Raw genomic sequence first — 15,074 nt, forward strand, 5'->3', positions numbered from 1 at the left:
TCCCATTAACCGCGACGGCCTAGGGAATAGTATGACGAATTTTCTTCACAGCTGAATGGTTGGGCGTGCGTTTGCCGGATCACCGATTTTTGCGCGCTTGGGGTTCGCGCTTACAGAATGAGTGCCGATTCCGGGTTGTAACTTTTCTTCGCGCCTATGTGTTCCACTCGTTTTTCCCAGTTGTTGCCGAGGAGGTAAAAACGCAGACTGTCCACTTCTGGATCGATTTGGGCGATCAGCTGGGCTTTCAGGGTAATCCACTGGGCCCAGTCGAGTTTGCATTCGAACACGGAGAACTGGACGCGGGCGCCGTGGTTCTCGCACAACCTGGCGACGCGGCGCAGGCGTTTGGCTCCGCCGGCGCTGTCGGTGCTGACGTCATACGCGATGACTACGAGCATGGCAAGCCCTCATTTGAGAAAGAACGGCGGATAACCGTCCAGATCGCCGCGCAGAAAACGGGCAAGAAGCATCGCCTGGACGTAGGGGAGCAAGCCGAGGGGGATTTTTTCCTGCAAATAGGGGTGAGTAATTTCTTCTTGTTTGCGATTTTGCCAATTTTGCAGGAAGGTTTCTTTGCGGGGCGTTTCGTTGAGGAGAACGGCTCCGTTTTCCCGGACGGTAAAGTCGGCGGCAGCGATTTTTCTGAGGTTGACGAGGCTGAGGACAAAGCGGTCGACGAGGTAGGCGCGTAGTTCTTCCATGAGGTCGAGGGCCAGGCTGGGGCGACCGGGACGGTCGCGGTGGAGAAAGCCGACACAGGGGTCGAGGCCGACGGTTTCGAGGGCGCTGGTTATTTCCGAGGCGAGCAATGAATAACCGAAGGAGAGGAGGGCGTTGATTCGGTCCGTCGGAGGACGACGGTTTCGGCCGTGGAAGTAGAATTGTTCTTTTTCGCCGAGGATCATGTGGTCGAAACAGCTGAAGTATTCTCCGGCGCTGTCGCCTTCGATTCCGCGGATGGTGTCGAGATCCGGTTTTGCATGGACGCGGATTTTCTGGAGCTGGACGGCGAGGTTTCTGATCGGCTGTTCGTAGGGTTCTGATTCTTTACCGTCGCGGGCGGCGCGCTGGAGAACGGTACGGCTGTTGGCGATTTTGGCGGCGATGATGGCTCGCGCGATTTGGGCCGACTGAATGGGATCGTCGGCCTTTCGATATTGCAAACGGCGCAGCAGGACGTTGCCATGTACGGGAGCAGTCAGTTTGGCGATGAAGCGGCCGTAGACGCTCATGAAGGAGACGGCGACGCCGTGATCGGCGCACAGTTGCATGGCTCCGGGGCTGAGGCTGACGCGGCCGAAGCAGACGATGTTTTCGAACAGGTGGATGGGGAATTTGCGCAGAGTCCGCCCTTCGCTACGGATGTCGACGGTTTCCCCGTCGCGGGCGACGTAGGCGCCATCAATGTTGAGGTAGAGGGTATTCAGCAGGTGTCTCATGCAGTGTCTCATGCAGTGTCTCCTCAATATGTTTTTTCAGGTAGTTTTCCACGGTGCGGCTCATTTTCGGCTGGCAGATGTCGCTGATGGAACAGCTCTTGCAGTGGGGCAAAAGCACAGCCGGCGGGATGACGCCAGCGTCGAGGAGTTGATGAGCCTGGACGCAGGCGTTTTCCATCTCGGCGCGAAGCTGAGGCGTGAAGGCGACTTCTTCACGGCGGCGCGGGGTTCCGTAAAAGAGGGCGCCTGTTTCGATGCGGCAGCCGAGCATTTCTTCGAGGCAGGCGGCCTGAGCGCAGAGTTGGATGCGGTCGCAGTCTTTTGCCTTAGGGCGGCCGTGTTTGTACTCTACGGGGTAAGGGCGCCATGTTCCTTTCTGTCCCGGCAGAAGCACGCCGGCGTCGTCCTGATGGAACTCGACGACATCGGCCACGCCGGAGATCTTCAGGCGCTCGCAGCGCAGGGGCAGGCCGCGGGCGACGTGCAGGCCGGGGCGGTTCTCGCTCTCGTCGGAATGGGCTTTTTCGTGAAGCAGGCGGCCCTGCGCCGTGAAGATGTTTTCCTGCCACTGCCGCTCGATGTGGATCAGCGCCCACTGGCGCGGACAGAACAACAGATGCTGAAGTCCGGAGATCAAAATGTACTCGTCGGAGAGAGGCATGTCACTCCACCGCGCTGTATTCCTCTGGGTTCAAACCATCAAGCGGTTTCACTTCGACTCTGTACTCCTTCCAGCTCGTCGCATCCTCAGGAGCCGTGACCGACAGGCTTCTGTGCACCTGCGCGGAACTATATTGCCCTGTCTTGCAGTTGTGCTTCCACCAATAGACGCGCTTCACTTCCATGCTGCCGTCCGGACGAGCTGACGACGCGTCGTTTTCAAAGAGCGTGATCAGCGCTTTATGAAGCAGTTCCGCATCTTCCTCGGAAAAACCCGTCTTTTCGGCCAGCTGACAGTTGATGCTGCCGTAGAAAACATAGACACTGTGTGCGACACGGTGCTTCATACCCATGGTATCCGGCGATTTGGAACCGTCCTTGGTCGGCTCTCCATTGACGCTTTTCGTGATCTGCATGCTGTCGATATTAACCGGCAAAACGGTCATGGCCGATTGAACGGTTACGGGCCCGCGCACGCCGACGGAAACGCCTTTGCTCTTTTCTTCGTCGCCGCTTTTGTTGCCGAAGGCGAACACCTGCCCGAAACTTCTTACATCGAGCCACTTCTTACAGGCCTCGCGCGCATAGCGCTCGCGATCTTTCCTGTCGTCTTCGCTCAACTCTTTCTCCGCGCGTTCTTTCAGACTGTTATAACCGTCGTCCGTGCGTTCAGCCGCCTGAACGAAAATTCTTTGTCCAAGGTCCTGCCAGCGGTTGCGGATTTTGCGTTTCAGACAGACGTCAGAAATCTCGCCATATCCGTCGTAATTCTCGCGGGGGCGATTGCCATTCAGCGGATCGCCATTGGGGTTGGCATTATTCACAGATAGTATCACGGCAAAATCGATTTTGTTCTGCAAAACTGACATCGTTATCTCCTCCGTTGTTATTTATTCTCCAGAATCTTGCTGCTCAGCGGCTTTTTTCTCGCGTTCCTTTTGCGCTTTCGCTTCTGCGGCAGCTTTCATATCCTGCTGGAATTTTTCCAACTGGCAGCGGTACCCGAGGATAAAAAGTTCCGTCAGAGGTTTGTCCAAATCATCTGTCCATTCAGACAAGCCCGAAACGATCTCATTTATTTCCGCTATAAGTCTTGCTTTTAGTCCGAATCTTGAGCTCTGTAACTTTCCAGTGTACGGCTGCAGCTGCGATTCCAAAATCTGCCATGTTTTCATGGGACGCTTGGAGAACTGATGCATCAAACGCTCTGCATTGGTCTGCCTGTTCTCTCCGTCGAGCTTGTTCACATAACTTTCGATATTCTCAGCATACGCCAGCAAGCGGCCGAACTGATAACTGCGATCCGGATAATCGGGTTGAAGCGCCACCGTTATCTCCTCCTTTTGTCCTCGATCGTTATAGTATTTTCTTACAAGCGCGCAGGTGACCGTCATAATCATTTCTCGATCGGAGTCTTCCTTTACAGCCGCCGGATTTGAAGCACGCCTGAACAGCGTCTTGACAAGATCCCCCGGTAACGGCCGGCTTTCCAAAATGCAGGGGATCAGCCGGTCCATTGTGGCATGAAGCAGATGGTCGGGGACGGGGTGTTGGGGCTTAGGCCTGGGATCGGCCGGAGAAATCTGGTATGCCGCCTTGATGATATCCAGAGGAGCGGGGGCTCCGAAAAAGGCATGAGTTTTCTTTTCGTCTTTCTTGTCGTGCTTATACGCATGAAGCCATTGGCAGGTATTGTGCCAGTTTTCGATTCGACTCAAGAAATCAGAACCAGATATCTCCTGATAATAGGTTACGGCCAACCGACCGTCTGTAGCTGAATTCAGCCCCAGCACGACAACTTGCGAAGCCCCATCCAGCTCTTTTTTGTATCCCTGCATGACAAGAATCAGACGCTTCGCAAATCCCTCACGGGTATCAATATCGCCGTCAAAAGCCGAATTATCCGTTGGATCCTCTGTCAAAAGGTCTGCGCTGTCATCGTCAAAGGCCGGGATTCTCTGGTTTTTCGTTCCCCAGATGACATAAATCTGCCCTTTCTCATGCCAACTCTGTTTCTGTACCAACCATCGCAGAGCGTTAAAAGCTTTTTGCGAAGTCTCATACCCCACACACATAGCCTGCTTGGACGTAGCGAAGCGGCCTCGATAGGTAAAGTTTTCAGAATCATTTGAGGAGATCAGTTTCGACTTTGAGTTCGTAAATGGGATACGACAAAGATGTTTCAGCCCGGGGACAACTTCCCGCCCCTGTACATAACATAAGTCCGTACTGCGTTCAGCCTCCAATTTTTCCAGATAGTATTCTTTATAGGACTGCCAGAAATCCGGCACCTCCCAAATTTTGTCTCTCACTTCTCCCGGGTAATGAACGCAAATTCGGACAAAAGCCTCAGATACATCAGGGACGATTTTTCTATTGTAAAGAGGATATTTTACGATTTCTTTACGAGGAACCTGCACAGCCACAATATGCTCCGGAATACTGCCACTGAGGATATTCCGTGCAATGAGGTCCGATACCAGAGTATTCCTTTTTAAATAAGCCACGATTACGTCAAGATGCTTTTTGACAATTCCATTACATCGTGCCGCCAGCTCATTCAGGCGTTGCATATAAAGTGTACGGGCTTCATGGAATTCCTGGCGGCTTTCTTCATTCTTCTTACGAAGTTTATCTGATGGTTCCTCGCTGCTTTTGAGCCAAAGGTAATCATAGTAGTCACCAGCCATATACTTAAGCTTGTCGAAGAGCACATGCGCGCATGCACCGCTCGTTCGATTCTGAGAATCTTCCGTACATGGAATGAACGTGCTCTGTTCTTCGTGTCCTTCTATTACTCGTGCATTGATAATCTTTCCTCCGGCATCAAGCGTCAGTTCGACCTGAACGGATTGAATCATCTGCCCTACAGGTGCAAGCATTGGAGCATCGACAATCTCTCGATTCGATTTAAGTACCTCCGCACAGTTGTCGTAGGTATCATACAGTTTTTGCAACCAACTCATGCTTGTATCACATCCCTGCACAGATCTTCCACAGGTTGGCAGTTGCGCCTCAACATAAAGGATTCTTTCTCCCAATCACACAGTTCTCTGACCTCGGTGCATTGATATGGCAACATAAAGTTAATAATTCCATACGCCATTGCAGGACGCCAAAGTCTCAGTTCCAGCTTTTCCCTGCCAGTATCAGAAGGATAATTGAATCCATGATACATCATGCCAAAGCCCAGTTCAGGCGTCTGATCGTAAGCCCCTCTTCCTTCTCCAAACGTACACGGTTCGACATATCCCTGGCATTCACGCGTGCCGAGAAAGATATCCCGCCGTCCGCCTCGTTTGATCATTCGCTGCGCGATCTGAAAATGTTTGTCTTCGTTGCGATCCGGAGCAAGGTCGGGCATGTTCGGATTCCATTCGAAATGGGCTTCGACCTGATAACGGACTTTGTACAGATACGTGTAGTACGAAAGCGTGTTCGCAGCCGCATTCGGTCCATGCGCATACAATATCGGCTTAACTCCTTTCGTCTGCATTCTGATGGGATTCATCACGCGCACTCGGTCGATGTACCAGATGAACGTCGGCTTCCAATAGATGCTCTCCGTAATGCCGACAAGCGCCTGATACGTCGGGATCGGGTAGGTGCTTTTCTCGCCTCCGACCCGCGTCAGGGGATCGCTGAACAGCGCATACTCCCCCAGACTTGATAAGCAACCCTGTTGGCTTTTTGCATGCGTTCGCCTCCTTGTTCTTTTTTGCCGATTCAGCAAATATACTTGGCCGGATCGACGCCGCCCTCAAAAACTATACCATATTCGTCATCATAAGACTCTTCGTCCAGCAAACAATAAATTCCCAAGTTCTCAAAGAAACGCAGTTTGTGGTCTTTTTCCAGTTTCCTCAGGCCGTCCGGATAGACACTGACCGAATACCGCTGCAACTCGCGAAAGAGCGTCTTTTTATCAAGATAATCCGAAGCGGAAAGCAGCTGCCGCTGCAATTCGATCCCTTTGCCGTACGGGACAAGGATCCCCGTCGTGTTCTCGTCGATGACGCGAAACTCCCTGCCAGCTGTGCGAAACGCCTGGTGCAGGATTCCATGGTGCGCCCTTTCGTGCCTGCTTTCATATCCTACCAGCGCTTTTCTGTTCGCCGCGAGGTAATCGAAAAGCGTCCGTCCGGCGTCATGAGGCGCAGGATAGTCCATCGATCCGCGCTGCTCATGGTAATAGTAACGATAATACGCGCGAAGCGTTTCTTCAGAAAAGTAATCCTGCACGGGAAAAAACGACATATCGGAAAGAACGAGGGTCATCGCATCCTGCGCCCTGCGCAGATCGGGCAGCATGGCAAGACCGGTCTCTTGGTAACGGATAAAATAGACATAGCCGCGCTCCACAAACTTGTTCCGGTTGCAGCGGCCGGACGCCTGCGTCAAACTGTCCAGCCCTGTCTTGGAACGGATCACCGCGTCGAAAGAAATATCGACGCCGGCCTCGATCAGATTGGTGCTGACGCAAATCACTGCTTTATGCTGAGCCAGGAGCGAATTCATCTCGGTGATCTTCGCCAGACGGTGAGCGCCGCACATGTTGGTGCTCAGATGGAAGAGAGCGACGCCGGCGCGGCCTTTCGCCTTCAGCTGCGCGTGAACTTCTTTCACCGCTTTCTTCGTATTGAGAACGATCAGGACGCTTTTGACCTCACGGGGAAGTTGAAGAACGAATTCGGAAAGAGTTTCTGCCGTATAAGGTTCTTCCTGTGTCTTATCAATGATCTGAATGCGATCAAAGACGGGGAAACGTTTTCTGACGTCCCGAACCAGATCGGCGGGTTCCGAAAGGCGCAGCGGACGGGCGATTTCTTCCAAAGCGGGCTGAGTCGCCGAACAGAGGACCGCCGTGCAGCCGCAAAAGCCGGCAAGGAAATTCATCGCCAGATTGAACATGCTGATACACTTGACGGGAATGCTCTGCACTTCGTCGAAAATCAGCACCGAATTGCACAGCTGGTGCATGCGGCGCACGCACTGCCCGCGGCCGGAAAAAAGGGCGTCGAGGAACTGGACCTGAGAGGTGAGAATGAGCGGGATATCCCAACGCTCCGCGAACGTGTCCAGCTGGTCTTCTTTTTCGCGCTGCTGTTTCTCGTTTTCGTTTTCATCCTTGCCGTAGCTGATAAGATTCGAGTGATGCTCAAGAAGGATGTCGCCGCGGCCGAACGTCTCGCGCAAAATCTGCGCTGTCTGATCGATAATCGTCGTGAAAGGCGCCACATAAAATACGTGATCTTTTCCAAACTTTCGTGCCAGATACAGAGCGCTTCTCATTACAGCTAACGTCTTGCCGCCGCCGGTGACGACATTGAGACGGTAAATGCCGGACGGTTCCCGCATCTTCTTCACCGATTCCAGGCATTCATCGGAGATCTGACGGCGCGCCGTGTTTATCGGAGAATCGGGAAAACCGTCAAGGCGTTTTTCAAGTTTTACCGCCAGTTCCCCCCAAAGCTTCGGATCCGTTGTGTACGTCGCCGCCTCAAGACGATTTTCCCAGCAGGCCGAAGCGTACCTGTCGCCGTCGCAAAGGCAGGAGAACGCCATTCGCGTCAGCAGACCCTTGAAAAATTCCCGTTTTTCCAAGCGGCGCTGCAATATTTTTCGTTTTTCTCCAGAGGAACGGTTTTCTTGTCTGACGTCTTCTGGATAAACGTCGGCATTGCAGCGTTCCGTAAAAACTTTCATTATCGTTCGCAGTTCTTCGGCAGCCGACTCGAGCAGTTTACGGATATCGTCTTGCGGAACAACCCCTTGCTGAAATCGCGCGAGCGCTTCCGCTTGAACCGCGTCGGGAGGCTCTTGAAGACGCTCTTCATAGGAAGCCGCCCCGTCGGGTTCGATCACGTCAGAAAGTCCGCTGTGGTGGCCCCAAACAACCAGCTCGGCAATCTCGGCCGCATATTGCTCATACGATGTTTCCGAAAATTCCTGCGCCGTCCGGCGGATCAGTTTTGCCCCCGTCGGCGCGTGAGGAATCATTTCATCCCGTTCATCATTCAGCAGATATCGCTGCCATTGTTCGGAACTCTTTCCCGCGTCATGAACGAGCCCCACCAGACGTCCCAAAGATGGTATGCCGATTTTTCGACAGTTTTGCTCGCATAAGTCTGCAACCAGCCGAACATGATCTGCAAGAGCTTCTCTCCGGTCTGATCCGTCACGGGCTTTTCGGGAATAAAGCATTTTTTCACCTCTTCATCCGCAGATTTGTGTGCTTTACAAGAACCACAAAAGCGAGGCCCACCAATAAGCCTTGGCGGTACACCCTTTGTTCTTTTCGCTTTCCATAGTGGTTTTTACTTGAGCTTACCGCTTGATATCGCCGCCGGAGAGCGCGTCGTCGTAGACGGCCCGCGCGCCGCCGATGAACTTGGGGCGCGTGCGCGCGCAGACCAGGTTGGCCGCTCCGATCTTCTTCACGGAGACGCGCACGGGCACGGCCACGTCGCGCAAGTGCATGCCGATCAGCGTATCGCCGATGTCCATGCCTGCGGCGGCGCGAAGGTGTTCGACGGCGGCGGGGCATTCGCAGTTTTCGTAGACGGTCGTCGCGAACGCACCGCCGGCGTGCAGCTGCGGCACGACGTTGCAGATTTCCGCGCCGGGCAGCAGCGCCGCCCTTTCCACGATCAGGGCGCGGTTGAGGTGCTCGCAGCACTGCGCCGCCAAAAAGAGCCCGCGCTCGCGCAACGCCGGCATCACGCCCTCGTAAACGGCCTTGGCGATCTCCGCGTTCGACCCTTTGCCGATGCGAAAACCGCCGATCTCGCTGGTGGAACAGCCGACCACGAAAATTTCGCCGGGTTCCGTGCGCGCGACGGCCAGCAGTTCGCCGACAGCCTGTGCCGATAGAACCCTGATTTCTTCATAGGACATCGTTCAGGACCTCCCTTTTTTGGTTGGAGCGTTCACTGTTTCTCATTCTAGCACTTCGCGTTCCGCCGCGATGTTCCACGTGGAACATCGCGGCGGCCAAACCGCCGCTGCGCCGCTGTGATACAATCAGTTCGGAGCGTTTTTGGGAAGGACGAGTCAGAAGACCATGCTGAAAAAACTGTTGCTGCTCTGTGCCGCCGCGCTGACGTTGGCCGTCAACGAAGGTCCCTTCGCGGCAGACCGCGGTCTGGCGGCGTTGAAAGACGGCGGGCGGAATCCGCACGATCGTCCGCTCGAATCGTTGCGGGGCATGCCGACTGTATCCGAAAAAGAAGGCTCTGCCGAACCGCATGAGCGCCTGCGGGCCACCGATGTGCGCGGCGATTACGACAGCGACGCCGTTTTCGCCAACTTTCGCGAAGTTCGCGGCGGCCGCCTGAGGCGCGGTTCTCTGTACCGCTCCAGCATTCCCTCGAGCACGGAGCGCCCGCGCGCGCCCTACGCCGACCAGCTGGCGCGAGAAGCCGGCATCCGCACCGTGCTGAATCTGGCCAACTCGCCCGAGCGTCTGAAGAAGAACATGGAAAGCCCCGCCTGCCGGTCGCCGTATTATCGCATGCTCTGGCGCGGCGGCAACGTGATCGCCCGCGCCTTGCCCGCCGCGCCGGAGCACGCGACCTTTCGCGCCGGTCTGGCCGAAGAACTGCGCTTCATGACGAAGCGCCCCGCCCCGTATCTGGTCCACTGCGCCGAGGGCAAGGACCGCGCCGGCTTTGTCAGCTTTCTGCTGGCCGCGTTGCTGGACGCTTCCTTGGACGAATTGAAGGACGACTACGGCCAAAGCTTCGTCAACTATTATCATTTGAAACGCGGCGAGCCCCGTTACGTCACGCACGTGGACGACGGCATCGAATCCTTTTGCCGTGCCATTGCCTGGACTCCGAAAGAGCCGCTTCGCCGGGGCGCTGAGCGTTATCTGCACAGCATCGGCCTCACCGTCGCCGAGATCGAAACGCTGAAACGCCGCCTGGCGCACGACGGCTGAGAGCGAATTTCGTTTGCGGAACAGGGGGCGCTGTTTTACCCGTCGCGTACCATCGGCGCATCACACCGCAGGAGGTGTTGGCATGAATTCGAAGCACGCGCGCCTGCTTGCTGCGGCAATTCGTTATGACCGCGGCGACGCCCGGCGCATCCAGCATTTCGTCAAGGTCCACGATCTGGCCGCGGCGATCGGCGCGCTGGAAGGGCTGGACGAGGAGACGCAGTTCATTCTCGAGACGGCGGCCATTCTCCACGACATCGGCATCCATCAGGCCGAAGCCAAGCACGGCAACGGCCACGGCACGTATCAGGAACGGGAGGGCCCCGGCGTCGCCGAGGCGATCTTGCGCGAACTGGGCGGCTACAGCGAAGCGCAGATCGAGCGCGTCAAATATCTGATCGCCCATCATCACACCTACAGCGACATCGATGGCGTCGATTACCAGATCCTCGTCGAGGCCGACTTTCTCGTCAACCTTTTCGAAAGCCCCGATCGCTACGGTCCCGCCGCAAAGGTCAGCGAACGCATCTTCAGGACGGCCGCCGGAAAGCGCCTTCTCGACGACATGTTCGTCGCCGGCGCTTACCATCCCCTCACGTCCTGAAAGATTTTCATAAACGAATCGCGGCAGTCCGCCGGAAAAGATCCGACGGACTGCCGCGATTCGTTTTTCAACGGTTATTTCTGCAGAACCGAGGCGCTTCGTACCGTGTCCTGCGAGTCTTCCAGCCGATCGCTCCGCGCCACTTCGCTGGTCCAGCGGTCGATCAGGCGCAGGCGATTCTGGCTTTTCCACGGCACGCTGCACTGGAGCAGCCTGATCGAATTCAGATCGAGCAGCTTGTTGAGCTCCCGCAGCTCAGGGCGAGCGGGAAGGTAACACGGCTTCAGCTCCATACGGCTGCGTGCGAAATCCGGCGACGCCAGCCACTGCAGCAGATACTTCGCCTCCTCGGGGTACGCCGCGCCGTCGAGCAGCGCGCAGCCGTCCACCGCATACGTCACGCCCTCCTTGGGAAAAACGATTTCCACGGGATAACCTTCCAGCTTCAGGCTCATCGCGTCCACGTAATAGAACACGCCCGCCGCCGCCTGTCCCAAGGCGACGGGCGTGGCGCCGCCGACGCCGTTTCCGGCGTATGCGCGCACGTTTTCCGCCAGCTTCTTCTGGTACTCGAAAGCCTCTCTCTCGCCGTAGATGCGCACGAGCGAATAGATTTGTTCCGAGGCCGTCGCCGACGCGCGGGGGTCACCCATCTGCAGCGCCCCGCGATACGCAGGGTCAAGCAGATCCTGCCAGGAATCGGGCATCCTCAGCCCGTTTTTCTCGATAAAATTCCTGTTGACGAGAAAACACAACGGCGTCACGCCGATGCCGAACCAACGATTGTCAGGATCGCGATATCCGACCGGCATCGCTTTGGCCGCTTCGGGAACGTACCGGGCCAGCGCGCCTTCGCGTTTGGCGGCATCGTAAATGTCGGCCGGGCCGCCAATGATCAGGTCGGCCTGCGGACACACCTTTTCGGCGATGACGCGCCGCAGCATCTCGCCCGACGAGAGCCGTGAAAAGTTGACCTGCAAACCGGTATAATCGGTAAAGCGTTGAAACAGGACCGCTGCATCCCTTTCCGGGATCGTCGTGTACACGCGGATCACCGGCGGCGCGGCAAACTTCCGATACAGCCATAATCCCGCCGCCACGGTCAGCACGGCTGCAAGAGCAAACACACTTCTTCTGCGCACGGAAAATCCCCCCTGCACTGGAACGTTCCTGAGATACTGTCAGCGCTTGTTCGTTCTTTTCGGAGCTTTCTCCAGGACTTTCAAATATTATACCCGCTCATTGCCTCTTTTTGCAGGAGACAACGTAGAAAAAAAGACGAATTTGCTCTCTGCTTCAGAATACTTTCCAAACCGGCCGACAAAGCGCGCTGAACGGCGGCGCGTCGTCTTGAAAGTGGAACCGGAAAATAGCTTGACCGTTCGTTTCACCAGAGACGAAAAAAGACGGAGCGAAACCGTTCGATCTGTTTCGAACCGGTTTCGCTCCGTCTTTGCCGTATTTTTATCCGCCGCCCGTTTCCGTCGCGCCAGGCTCAAAGCACCAGTTCATCGCCCGCCGCCAGATAGCGCAGCTGCTCGCCCATCCTCTGCCGCAGGTAATCATACTGGGGCACCCCTGTGCAGTGGCAGGTGTAGTACGTCACGGGCCAGCGTTTCAGTTCGGCCGCGGCCGCATCCATACGGCGGAACCGATCTTCCGGCACGTCCTTGAAGTGAAAGCCGCCGACGACCGCCTGAGCCCCTTCTTTCGAAGCCCATTCCATGATGTTGAGAATACCGCGGTGACTGCAGCCGCTGATCAGGACCTTTTTCGCCCCTTCGCTGACCAACAGATACTGTTCGTGGCCGAACTGTTCCGGCACCAACACGCCGCCGGCCTCCATCATCATGCCGCAGGTATCGACGGGCCACTCGCAGGGCTTGCCCGCGTAGCTGGCGATGGTCAGCTCGTTGTCGAGGCGCAGACGATCCTCGCCGACGACCACGATCCGGGGATGACCGATCAGCCGCGGTTCCACGCCGATGTATTTGCCGTCGCGGTTGTAGCGCGGCCGGTCGTAAGTCGCGCGCGCGTAAAGTTTGGCGTGATCGTTCAGGCGGAAAAACGTCGTCATGCCGCCCGAATGGTCGCTGTGGCCGTGAGACAGCACGGCCGTATCCACGGCCGCGAGGTCGACGCCCAGCGCCAGCGCGTTTTTCGCGAACAGGCCGCTGGCGCCCGCGTCGAACAGCACTTTGTGGCGATCCGTCTCGATGTACAGACTCAAACCGTGCTCCGCGCGGCAGCATTCTCTCCCTGAGGTGTTCTCCATCAAGGTCACAATCCGCATGAACAATCCTCCTTAATGTGTTGTTTTCCCCCTGATGAGCTTTTTCATTATACCGTGATATGATTAAAATACAATTATCATGAATTCCGCTTCTCCATAGAAACCTATTTCTCCTTTGGTGCAAAGATCGCGAACGCAAAATTTTTAATATGACGGATGGGGATTTGCCGCGACACACGCCCCGCTTTCCCCGTTTGCCGGATTGCCGGCGCGGCGGCCGAATGAAGCTTCGAGAAACATAGTACTGTCACGACGTTTGTGTCATCTTGCGCGCCGGAAGAAAATGCTTTAAGCTGTATACGTCGGCCAACGGCCGCGAGACGATCCATGAACGCGAAGGGAGCCGGAAAAGATGACTCGCTCTATTTCAAAACGGAAGCTGGACTTTCTGCGGGAAGAACTGCAGGTCTGGCAGCAGGAAGGTCTGATCGGCGCGGACTCGGCGGCGCGGATCGCGTCGCTCTACTCGGCGCGCTCGCGCAGTTTCGCGCAAACGCTGCTCTGCGCGGGCGCGGCGCTGGTCGGGCTGGGAACCATCAGCGCGGTGGCGGCCAACTGGTGGACGATCCCGCGCCTGCTGCGGACGGCGCTGGTCCTCGCGGCGTACGCGCTGTCGATGGGCGCGGCCTGCTTCTGCGAAAAAGATTCGCCGTCCGGCGCCCGGGCGCTGCGTCTGCTGGCCGGGCTGATCTTCGGCGGCGGCATCTTCCTGGTCGCGCAGATGTACCACCAGGACGGACACTGGTCCACGGCGTTCGGCTGGTGGGCACTGGGGCTGATCCCGGCGGTGCGGCTCTTCCGCGACGCCTGGCAGATGTACCTGCTGCAGGCCGTTTCGCTGTTTTACGTCGGCGGTCGGGGAATGTTTTTCTGGGGAAGAACGCCCGATCTCGCGCCGTTCCGCGGCGACGCCTTGCCTGGAGCGCTGCTGTTGGCGCTTTGGTGGCTGTGGCGGCAGACGCGCGGAAACCTGCGCGCGTTCAATTTCAACGTGCAGCTGACGATTCTTTTCCTGTTCACGCGGCTGCTATGGTATTTCAGCCTGACGGAAGCGCTGCTGGCGTTCCTCGCCGCGGGGGTCGCATTGACGGCGTGGCCGCGCGCGGACGCCGCGGCCGGCTGGCGAACTTCGCTGTCGCGCTGGGGGATTCTGATAACGGGCGTCGCCGGAGTCGCGCTATCGGTCCCGGAGGTCTGGTACGACTTTCCTTACCTGCGCGTTTTGGACGGAACGGCGGCTCAGGAACTGAACGCGCTGCGCCTGGCGGCGAACGGCGCGGCCGCGCTGACGGCCGTCGTCATGGGCTGGCGTCTTTACCGGGGCTCGCGGCTGGGCGGCGTGTTCCTCGGCCTGCTGGTCCTGCGTTACTTTGTAGACCATTTCTTCGGCTTCATGTCCAAGGCGGCGGCGTTCTCGGGACTCGGTCTGCTGTGCCTGATCGCCGGATTCTGGTGGGAACGCTCGGCGCGCCGCAAAAAGGCGAAACGCGGCCAGGAGGGCGGCAGCCATGAAAACGTTTAAATATCTGGCGGCATCGCTGCTGCCCGTGCTGATCCTGCTGGCGCTGCCGCTGCGCCCCGCCTGCGTGTCGCGCTTCGGCGCGGAGGTCGTGCTGGCGGGGCGCCCCGTGGACCCGCGCGACCTGTTCCGCGGTGATTACGTGGCGCTCAGCTTCGAAGCCGAATCGGTGCCGCTGGAGTTGTTTCCGGCTCCCGACGAAAAAAAATCGGAATACGCCGCACTGGACCTCAGCACATGGTTCGTGGCGCTGGCTCCGGACGAAAAGGGGCTGTGGGCTCCCAGCGGCGTTTTCGCGGAAGTTCCCGAAGGGCCGTACCTGAAGGGAACGGTAAAGTATCTGGCCGAGCGCGCCGACGGCTCGATGACGGCGGAGATGGACTACGGCGAGGGACTGAAACGTTTTTACGTCAAAGAGGACACCGGGCGCGAGCTCGAAGAATCGGCGCGGCAGTCCCGCCTGCGGGCGACCGTGAAAGTCTGGCGCGGCATGGCCGTGATCCAGTCGCTGGAAGTCGTTCCGGATGCGGCTCAGCCGCACGTTCTCCACTAAGCGGAAGCGAACGTCGGTCCCGCGGCGAAAAAAACATAGGATTTGCGCTGATTTCATCGGA

14 protein-coding genes are annotated in these 15,074 nt (G+C 57.1%); 4 read left to right on the forward strand and 10 right to left on the reverse strand.

Annotated elements, in window-relative coordinates; translation table 11 throughout:
- Positions 1-110: 110 nt before the first annotated feature.
- The 8 genes from cas2 to RAH42_RS00180 form a co-directional block, all read right to left on the reverse strand.
- On the reverse strand, positions 111-401 hold the full coding sequence (gene cas2, locus RAH42_RS00145; protein WP_009164693.1) for a CRISPR-associated endonuclease Cas2: 291 nt from the start codon (positions 399-401) through the stop codon (positions 111-113).
- Positions 402-410: 9 nt separating this feature from the next.
- Positions 411-1,454 carry a type I-C CRISPR-associated endonuclease Cas1c gene (gene cas1c, locus RAH42_RS00150; protein ID WP_317539717.1) on the reverse strand — a complete coding sequence of 348 codons (1,044 nt, stop codon included), beginning with the start codon at positions 1,452-1,454 and terminating at the stop codon, positions 411-413.
- The gene (gene cas4, locus RAH42_RS00155; protein ID WP_317539718.1) at positions 1,405-2,103 is read right to left on the reverse strand and encodes a CRISPR-associated protein Cas4; all 699 of its coding nucleotides are present in this window, start codon (positions 2,101-2,103) and stop codon (positions 1,405-1,407) included. The genes cas1c and cas4 overlap by 50 nt, the downstream gene beginning before the upstream one ends.
- Position 2,104: 1 nt before the next feature.
- Entirely contained in the window at positions 2,105-2,971 is an 867-nt protein-coding gene (gene cas7c, locus RAH42_RS00160) for a type I-C CRISPR-associated protein Cas7/Csd2 (RefSeq protein ID WP_078016924.1), read from the reverse strand.
- A gap of 21 nt (positions 2,972-2,992) precedes the next feature.
- Complete coding sequence (cas8c, locus tag RAH42_RS00165) at positions 2,993-5,068, reverse strand: type I-C CRISPR-associated protein Cas8c/Csd1 (protein ID WP_078016925.1); 2,076 nt, start codon at positions 5,066-5,068, stop codon at positions 2,993-2,995.
- On the reverse strand, positions 5,065-5,835 hold the full coding sequence (cas5c, locus tag RAH42_RS00170) for a type I-C CRISPR-associated protein Cas5c (protein WP_317539719.1): 771 nt from the start codon (positions 5,833-5,835) through the stop codon (positions 5,065-5,067). The genes cas8c and cas5c overlap by 4 nt, the downstream gene beginning before the upstream one ends.
- On the reverse strand, positions 5,829-8,306 hold the full coding sequence (locus RAH42_RS00175; protein WP_078016927.1) for a CRISPR-associated helicase/endonuclease Cas3: 2,478 nt from the start codon (positions 8,304-8,306) through the stop codon (positions 5,829-5,831). The genes cas5c and RAH42_RS00175 overlap by 7 nt, the downstream gene beginning before the upstream one ends.
- 123 nt (positions 8,307-8,429) lie before the next feature.
- Positions 8,430-8,999 carry a TIGR01440 family protein gene (locus RAH42_RS00180; RefSeq protein ID WP_078016928.1) on the reverse strand — a complete coding sequence of 190 codons (570 nt, stop codon included), beginning with the start codon at positions 8,997-8,999 and terminating at the stop codon, positions 8,430-8,432.
- 166 nt (positions 9,000-9,165) lie between these two features.
- Between RAH42_RS00180 and RAH42_RS00185 the strand changes: the two genes are divergently transcribed.
- Positions 9,166-10,044, forward strand: a complete 879-nt coding sequence (locus RAH42_RS00185; protein WP_317539720.1) for a tyrosine-protein phosphatase — start codon at positions 9,166-9,168, stop codon at positions 10,042-10,044.
- An 82-nt stretch (positions 10,045-10,126) separates the two neighbouring features.
- Positions 10,127-10,648 carry an HD domain-containing protein gene (locus tag RAH42_RS00190; protein ID WP_078016930.1) on the forward strand — a complete coding sequence of 174 codons (522 nt, stop codon included), beginning with the start codon at positions 10,127-10,129 and terminating at the stop codon, positions 10,646-10,648.
- 74 nt (positions 10,649-10,722) lie between these two features.
- Here RAH42_RS00190 and RAH42_RS00195 read toward each other — a convergent pair whose 3' ends face one another.
- Together RAH42_RS00195 and RAH42_RS00200 are read right to left on the reverse strand one after the other, a co-directional pair.
- Positions 10,723-11,790, reverse strand: a complete 1,068-nt coding sequence (locus tag RAH42_RS00195; protein ID WP_158606271.1) for an ABC transporter substrate-binding protein — start codon at positions 11,788-11,790, stop codon at positions 10,723-10,725.
- A gap of 353 nt (positions 11,791-12,143) precedes the next feature.
- Complete coding sequence (locus RAH42_RS00200; protein WP_078016932.1) at positions 12,144-12,941, reverse strand: MBL fold metallo-hydrolase; 798 nt, start codon at positions 12,939-12,941, stop codon at positions 12,144-12,146.
- Between the two features lie 352 nt (positions 12,942-13,293).
- Between RAH42_RS00200 and RAH42_RS00205 the strand changes: the two genes are divergently transcribed.
- Entirely contained in the window at positions 13,294-14,463 is a 1,170-nt protein-coding gene (locus tag RAH42_RS00205; protein ID WP_078016933.1) for a DUF2157 domain-containing protein, read from the forward strand.
- A complete protein-coding gene (locus RAH42_RS00210; RefSeq protein WP_078016934.1) occupies positions 14,450-15,013 on the forward strand; it encodes a GDYXXLXY domain-containing protein in 564 nt (187 codons plus the stop codon). The genes RAH42_RS00205 and RAH42_RS00210 overlap by 14 nt, the downstream gene beginning before the upstream one ends.
- Positions 15,014-15,074: the final 61 nt, after the last annotated feature.

Source organism: Pyramidobacter sp. YE332, from assembly GCF_033060595.1.
Lineage (GTDB): Bacteria > Synergistota > Synergistia > Synergistales > Dethiosulfovibrionaceae > Pyramidobacter.

Excerpts from the sequence above, each read along its gene's own strand:
- RAH42_RS00205 (WP_078016933.1), top strand. The coding sequence starts at position 13,294 with ATGACTCGCTCTATTTCAAAACGGAAGCTGGACTTTCTGCGGGAAGAA.
- RAH42_RS00200 (WP_078016932.1), bottom strand. The coding sequence starts at position 12,941 with ATGCGGATTGTGACCTTGATGGAGAACACCTCAGGGAGAGAATGCTGC.
- RAH42_RS00185 (WP_317539720.1), top strand. The coding sequence starts at position 9,166 with ATGCTGAAAAAACTGTTGCTGCTCTGTGCCGCCGCGCTGACGTTGGCC.
- RAH42_RS00210 (WP_078016934.1), top strand. The coding sequence starts at position 14,450 with ATGAAAACGTTTAAATATCTGGCGGCATCGCTGCTGCCCGTGCTGATC.
- cas2 (WP_009164693.1), bottom strand. The coding sequence starts at position 401 with ATGCTCGTAGTCATCGCGTATGACGTCAGCACCGACAGCGCCGGCGGA.
- cas7c (WP_078016924.1), bottom strand. The coding sequence starts at position 2,971 with ATGTCAGTTTTGCAGAACAAAATCGATTTTGCCGTGATACTATCTGTG.
- cas1c (WP_317539717.1), bottom strand. The coding sequence starts at position 1,454 with ATGAGACACTGCATGAGACACCTGCTGAATACCCTCTACCTCAACATT.
- RAH42_RS00175 (WP_078016927.1), bottom strand. The coding sequence starts at position 8,306 with ATGCTTTATTCCCGAAAAGCCCGTGACGGATCAGACCGGAGAGAAGCT.
- RAH42_RS00180 (WP_078016928.1), bottom strand. The coding sequence starts at position 8,999 with ATGTCCTATGAAGAAATCAGGGTTCTATCGGCACAGGCTGTCGGCGAA.
- cas8c (WP_078016925.1), bottom strand. The coding sequence starts at position 5,068 with ATGAGTTGGTTGCAAAAACTGTATGATACCTACGACAACTGTGCGGAG.
- cas4 (WP_317539718.1), bottom strand. The coding sequence starts at position 2,103 with ATGCCTCTCTCCGACGAGTACATTTTGATCTCCGGACTTCAGCATCTG.
- RAH42_RS00190 (WP_078016930.1), top strand. The coding sequence starts at position 10,127 with ATGAATTCGAAGCACGCGCGCCTGCTTGCTGCGGCAATTCGTTATGAC.